This is a genomic window from Proteus sp. MB838 (assembly GCF_054767435.1).
On the sequence record NZ_BAABMO010000075.1, the window covers coordinates 1 to 5121 of the forward strand.

Genomic DNA, 5121 nt, shown 5'->3' on the forward strand with positions numbered 1-5121 from the left:
AGGATATACTATTGAAGAAAAAAATAACGGCTTAATTTTTATCTTTGATGATAAGCTAAGCGTAAATGACAAAGAAAAATTTAATGCTTATATAAAAAAACAGGCAGCTTTTTTTGGAAGAAAATTTATTTTTTATCGTGAAAATAAAGTTAATATCAACTTGAAAAATAAAGCAATGCTACAAGAAGATAATGGATATATTTTTCTTGATAATCAGCATCGTTATTTTCCTCAAGGATAATCAAGCTATGATGAGTAACATAACAAATTTAAGCACAAAGGAGTAATTTATGGCTGCGAGTCTTGTTCAAACAGATGTAAGTTCAATTAACAAAGTTGACCAATATTTTCATAAACCTGTAAGAACCCAAAGTAATAATTTATCAAAAGCTTTAGAAGCATTAAAAGCTGATACATCTAATGCCGCGGCATTAGCCGAATATCAAGCCAAACTTGCCGAATATAATATTACACGTAATGCTCAATCTACATCAATCAAAGTTGTTAAAGATTTAGCAATGAGCATTATTGGTAATATGCGTTAACATGAGTTTTACGGAGATTATGTATGGCTATTGCAACTATTATTCCGGTTAACTTAACCAAAGAGCTACAAGATACAAGTGATGATAGTTTATCGACTATCATGGTAAATGGCATTATTAGTAGTATGCAATATGAAAAAAAGATACAAGAAAAGTTAACAACATTAAGCCAATTAGGTGATGCCCAAAGTTATACGAATTTACAAATAGAACTTAGCGATTATTCAATTACGATGAGCTTAGCGAGTACGTTAGCAAGAAAATCTCTCAATATTGTGGAAACACTACTTAAGGCTCAATAGTAATGAATAGACGGTATTTGTTATTACTATTTTTATGTTGCTTACTTCCTTTATTAAACGGTTGTAAGGATCAATCACTGCTCACTAATTTAAGTCAAAGGCAAGCAACTGAAATTCAAGCGGTGTTACAGAAACACCAAATAACAAGTACTCGTACTGCGTTAGGAAAAGGATTATTTGAGATCTCAGTTAAAAAGGAAAATATAGGGATTGCTATTCAAATATTAGAAGAATATCAATTACCAACAATTTCTCGTATTGAAATTACACAATTATTTCCATCAGATGCATTAGTTTCATCGCCTCAAGCTGAAAAAGCACGTTTAATTTCAGCCATTGAGCAACGGTTAGAACAATCATTATTAACCATTGATCATCTTATCGATGCGAGAGTACATGTCAGTTATCCACTATCATCAAATGATCGTATAACGCCAACACCTCATGCTTCTGCTTTAGTTTTCTATGAAGATGGCATGATAGATAGTGATCAGCTAAGTGACGATGTTCGTGCTTTTGTCCATAATGCTTTTAATGATATGGATGAGAGTAATATTACTGTTTTATTATATCCACGGAATATCAATAAATTTACGATATTAAATAATCAACTTCACCAAGATAATACGACATCATTGAGTAACTCTTGGTTACTCATAGGGTTATCAGTAATTAGTTTAATTATAATAATTATGGTCATATTGATTATTTATCGTCGTAAACAAGTCAATAAAATGGTAAGCGAGAATGAGTAATCTGACTGCTGAACAATTTAAATTGATCTCTAATGTAATGCATGAACCGTTAAGTTATATCCATTCAGACTACGATGTATTAGCATCGCCAGAAGAAAATACTCTATGGCAAAAAATAGCTAATCGTCATTTAATTGGGCAATATCAACTTATACTGCATATTGATTGTGAGATTGATACTACCGTAGAAAAAATATTTACTCATTGGCACACTCTTCCTCGTTGTGCTTTATTTTTAGGTTATTTTTATTCTCGTCATACACTATTAGCACAAAATTATTATCATTTAGAACCTTCATTAAAAGCATTTTTAGCTCTCTATCCTATGTTAAATAGGACTATCGATAGCAAAATATTACTGTCACTAAAAGATATTTCCCCCATAGATATTGGCTATCAATTACTATTTAATTTTATTAAGCTAATATCGAACGCACTAGCTCAACGTTTTAAATTACTTTTTTCACCAAAATCTTTATCAATTAATATTGCATTTCCTAAATCACTTGTTTTATCTCCTACACTTTTTTTACTGGTATTAAATTATGCTACGCTTGTTACCTGACAACCTTTTAAAATATACCTGCGAAGGTGTATTAATACGAGCTCACTATATACGACAGCTCGATAATATTCATAAAACAACATTAGCGACCAAGCAGGCAGCAAAAAAAATGCTGCATCACTTTAATCATAAACTAGATAAACTTCGTAATAAGATAGCTAACGAAGCTTATGCTAAAGGATTACAGGTTTTATTAGCTGATATAATAAGATTCTCAATTGAATATCAAGAAAAATTTGTACAATATGAATTTCAGCAACGAGAACAACTCGTCGCAACGATCGGGGAATTCTTAGATTCACCTGAAATACAAGTTAAACTCACTCAATATCTGATGTCATCTGTTCCTCTTGAGCAAAAAGTAACACTCGATATTCCCACAACACTACAGCGCTATTTTGAGAGTGAACTCGACAATAGCAATATTAAGTTAAACTGCCATAACAACAAGACCATTGCTATTCATACCGGTGATCAAATTACTTTTTTTGATCCTGCCATATTTCTCAACGATCTAAGAGCACAATTTCATCGGCCTTTTTCTGAAACTTATCAACCGATTTTTGAGCAAAACATCAAACAACTGCTATTAAACTTTATCAATACATTTACCCCCTCAGACGATCTTTCTTCAAGAAAGCCAATTTTAAACGAGGATAACAATGAAAATTGATCCTTTCCGCGCACAGCAGGTATATAACTCTCCTTCGACTTTATCTAGTGCTAACAATATTTCGAGAAAAGGATCAGATCCTATTATCGAAAATTTGAAACTGACTTTTTATCAAGATTTAAGCAAGGCGGATCTTAGCCATGCTAATGATATTCTTACTTTATTAGACCAATTTGATGTCAAAGATGGAGGTAATCAAACGTTAAAAGAGAAGCGACAAATAGCCTTATTAGTTTATGCACACCAACAAAGTGAATTAGAGCATCATGAAAATAAAAACTTAATTAATCAAGCACTAATTTCACGGCTCTCTTATCAAGGTTTTTACCATCAAGTCACCCAAGAATTATTAGGTATGATCGATAACAATGATGAATTCGAAGGTTTTTTTAAGCCTGATAGGGTGACATTTTCATTGTGATCATAACATTTGAGCACCAGGCCCTTTTTCTCCTAAAATATCATCAGGGTTACGTAATGGGCAATCATTTAATGATAGGCATCCACAGCCAATACAGTGATCAAGTCCATTACGTAATCGCTTAAGACGCCGAATACGCTCATCGAGCCGTATTTTCCAATCCGTTGATATTTCATGCCATTGTTCTGCAGTTAATTTACTATTTGGTGGATATTTCCCTAATATTTCCTGAATTTCTTTTAATGGAATACCTGTACTCTGCGCTGCTTTAATAATTGCCACATAACGGAGTACCACTGACGGGTAACGGCGCTGATTTCCAGGGCTCCGAGAACTTTTTATCAATCCTTTTTCTTCATAAAAATGCAGTGTAGAGATGGGTACACCACTGCGTTTTGCCACTTCGCCAACCGTGAGCGCTCGATTAAAATCTATTTTCTCTTTACTCATTTGCTACCTTTTTTATTTTTCACTTGACCTCAAGTTAACTTGAGGTTTTATAGTCCTGTCCCAATACAAAGTCAAGTCAGCCAATTGCCTGATTTTTATTTTTAAGTTTATTGAGGACTGATACATGCCTAACTCAATTGCACGTATTCTTGAAAGCCAAACATTATGGATTGTCGCAAGAGTGCTAATTCTATTGTTATTTTTATCATCGGGTTTTGCCAAGGTATTTGATTATGAGAATAGTTTGGCAGAGATGCGTGCAGCAGGGTTAAACCCTGATTGGTTTTTTAATCTCGCCAGCGCCATTGTTTTATTCGCTGGATCGATTTTAGTTCTTTTTGATCGTTATCTATGGTTAGGTGCTGGCGCATTAGCCACTTTCTTATTTTTAACCATTGTGATTGTACATACGTTTTGGAATATGACGGGCGATAAAGCGATGTTATCCATGTATTTTGCGATAGAGCATACCTCTGTGATTGGAGGACTAATGGCAACCGCAATGGCTAGCCACTTCAGAGCATTATGGAAAAAATTCAACTCATAACACCCTAAAAATAGATAAAAACTTCACTATGGGATCGGCGGTAAAATGAATAAGAAATTGACGTTAACTTTATGTGCCTCACTATTTTTATTAAGTGCAGGGGCAATGGTTTATGCAACAATGGGATCTGATGAAGATGAAACACAGCCATTTGCTTATCCACCAACAAAAGTGGCATTAGCAACCGCGCAATCCGCTGAATTACCCAATACCATGCATGGTGTTGGAGAATTGGAAGCTGCTAGACAAGTCTATTTAGCGGCAGAAACAAATGGGCGCATCGCCACGATTCACTTTGCATCAGGACAAACCGTCACCGCGGGACAAATCTTAGTAAAATTAAATGATGAGCCAGAGCAAGCGGAATTATTACGCCTACAAGCACAACTAACTAATGCAGAAAAACTTTATTCAAGAACTCGCCAACTTTATAGTAAAAATGTGGCTGCAGCAGCACAATTAGATAGTACGTTATCAGAGCGCGATATGATTGTAGCCTCTATCCGTGAAGTGAAAGCGCGCATTGCACAAAAAACCATTAAAGCTCCCTTTGATGGTATTGTCGGCATAAAACTCGTGCATGAAGGACAGTATCTAAATGCTGGGGAACGTGTTGCCTCATTAGTGGATGCAAGCCACTTAAAACTTAACTTTTCACTCGATGAGCAAGTGGCGCCACAGCTTTCAACTCATCAACCTATTAATATTGCAGTTGATGCTTATCCTAATCAAACATTTACCGGCTCACTTAATGCCATAGACCCTCTTATTAGCCCTTCTCGCACTGTGCAAGTACAAGCCATTTTACCGAATACCGATAACAAATTAAAAGCGGGCATGTTTGCTCGTGTTCAAGTTACCTC

The 5121-nt window shown here is 34.9% G+C and carries 9 protein-coding genes and 1 pseudogene; 9 read left to right on the plus strand and 1 reads right to left on the minus strand.

Annotation, left to right across the window (positions count from 1 at the left end):
• The 7 genes and pseudogenes from ACYUCW_RS17580 to ACYUCW_RS17610 all read left to right on the plus strand — a co-directional run.
• A pseudogene (locus ACYUCW_RS17580) lies at window positions 1-241 on the plus strand (hypothetical protein); the annotation flags it as partial.
• Between the two features lie 49 nt (window positions 242-290).
• The gene (gene sctF, locus ACYUCW_RS17585) at window positions 291-545 is read left to right on the plus strand and encodes a type III secretion system needle filament subunit SctF (protein ID WP_004249199.1); all 255 of its coding nucleotides are present in this window, start codon (window positions 291-293) and stop codon (window positions 543-545) included.
• Window positions 546-568: 23 nt separating this feature from the next.
• The gene (gene sctI, locus ACYUCW_RS17590; protein ID WP_004249198.1) at window positions 569-847 is read left to right on the plus strand and encodes a type III secretion system inner rod subunit SctI; all 279 of its coding nucleotides are present in this window, start codon (window positions 569-571) and stop codon (window positions 845-847) included.
• Between the two features lie 2 nt (window positions 848-849).
• Complete coding sequence (gene sctJ, locus ACYUCW_RS17595) at window positions 850-1602, plus strand: type III secretion system inner membrane ring lipoprotein SctJ (RefSeq protein ID WP_004250131.1); 753 nt, start codon at window positions 850-852, stop codon at window positions 1600-1602.
• Entirely contained in the window at window positions 1595-2167 is a 573-nt protein-coding gene (locus ACYUCW_RS17600) for a type III secretion protein (protein WP_460409152.1), read from the plus strand. The genes sctJ and ACYUCW_RS17600 overlap by 8 nt, the downstream gene beginning before the upstream one ends.
• Window positions 2148-2840, plus strand: a complete 693-nt coding sequence (locus tag ACYUCW_RS17605) for a hypothetical protein (RefSeq protein WP_004249196.1) — start codon at window positions 2148-2150, stop codon at window positions 2838-2840. The genes ACYUCW_RS17600 and ACYUCW_RS17605 overlap by 20 nt, the downstream gene beginning before the upstream one ends.
• Entirely contained in the window at window positions 2830-3261 is a 432-nt protein-coding gene (locus ACYUCW_RS17610; RefSeq protein WP_004249195.1) for a hypothetical protein, read from the plus strand. Before ACYUCW_RS17605 ends, ACYUCW_RS17610 begins: the two co-directional genes overlap by 11 nt.
• Here ACYUCW_RS17610 and soxR read toward each other — a convergent pair whose 3' ends face one another.
• Window positions 3262-3711 carry a redox-sensitive transcriptional activator SoxR gene (gene soxR, locus ACYUCW_RS17615; RefSeq protein WP_004245851.1) on the minus strand — a complete coding sequence of 150 codons (450 nt, stop codon included), beginning with the start codon at window positions 3709-3711 and terminating at the stop codon, window positions 3262-3264. It lies immediately after the preceding gene.
• A 124-nt stretch (window positions 3712-3835) separates the two neighbouring features.
• Here soxR and ACYUCW_RS17620 point away from each other — a divergent pair, with 124 nt between their 5' ends.
• Together ACYUCW_RS17620 and ACYUCW_RS17625 are read left to right on the plus strand one after the other, a co-directional pair.
• Window positions 3836-4258 (plus strand): DoxX family protein, encoded by a 423-nt coding sequence (locus ACYUCW_RS17620; RefSeq protein WP_004245852.1) that lies wholly within the window; start codon window positions 3836-3838, stop codon window positions 4256-4258.
• 45 nt (window positions 4259-4303) lie between these two features.
• Window positions 4304-5121: efflux RND transporter periplasmic adaptor subunit (locus ACYUCW_RS17625; protein WP_460409153.1), on the plus strand; the 818-nt coding region annotated here is incomplete at its 3' end.

Bases quoted from the DNA above. Each gene is read 5' to 3' on its own strand.
- sctF (WP_004249199.1), top strand. From the start codon at position 291: ATGGCTGCGAGTCTTGTTCAAACAGATGTAAGTTCAATTAACAAAGTT.
- sctI (WP_004249198.1), top strand. From the start codon at position 569: ATGGCTATTGCAACTATTATTCCGGTTAACTTAACCAAAGAGCTACAA.
- sctJ (WP_004250131.1), top strand. From the start codon at position 850: ATGAATAGACGGTATTTGTTATTACTATTTTTATGTTGCTTACTTCCT.
- ACYUCW_RS17600 (WP_460409152.1), top strand. From the start codon at position 1,595: ATGAGTAATCTGACTGCTGAACAATTTAAATTGATCTCTAATGTAATG.
- ACYUCW_RS17605 (WP_004249196.1), top strand. From the start codon at position 2,148: ATGCTACGCTTGTTACCTGACAACCTTTTAAAATATACCTGCGAAGGT.
- ACYUCW_RS17610 (WP_004249195.1), top strand. From the start codon at position 2,830: ATGAAAATTGATCCTTTCCGCGCACAGCAGGTATATAACTCTCCTTCG.
- soxR (WP_004245851.1), bottom strand. From the start codon at position 3,711: ATGAGTAAAGAGAAAATAGATTTTAATCGAGCGCTCACGGTTGGCGAA.
- ACYUCW_RS17620 (WP_004245852.1), top strand. From the start codon at position 3,836: ATGCCTAACTCAATTGCACGTATTCTTGAAAGCCAAACATTATGGATT.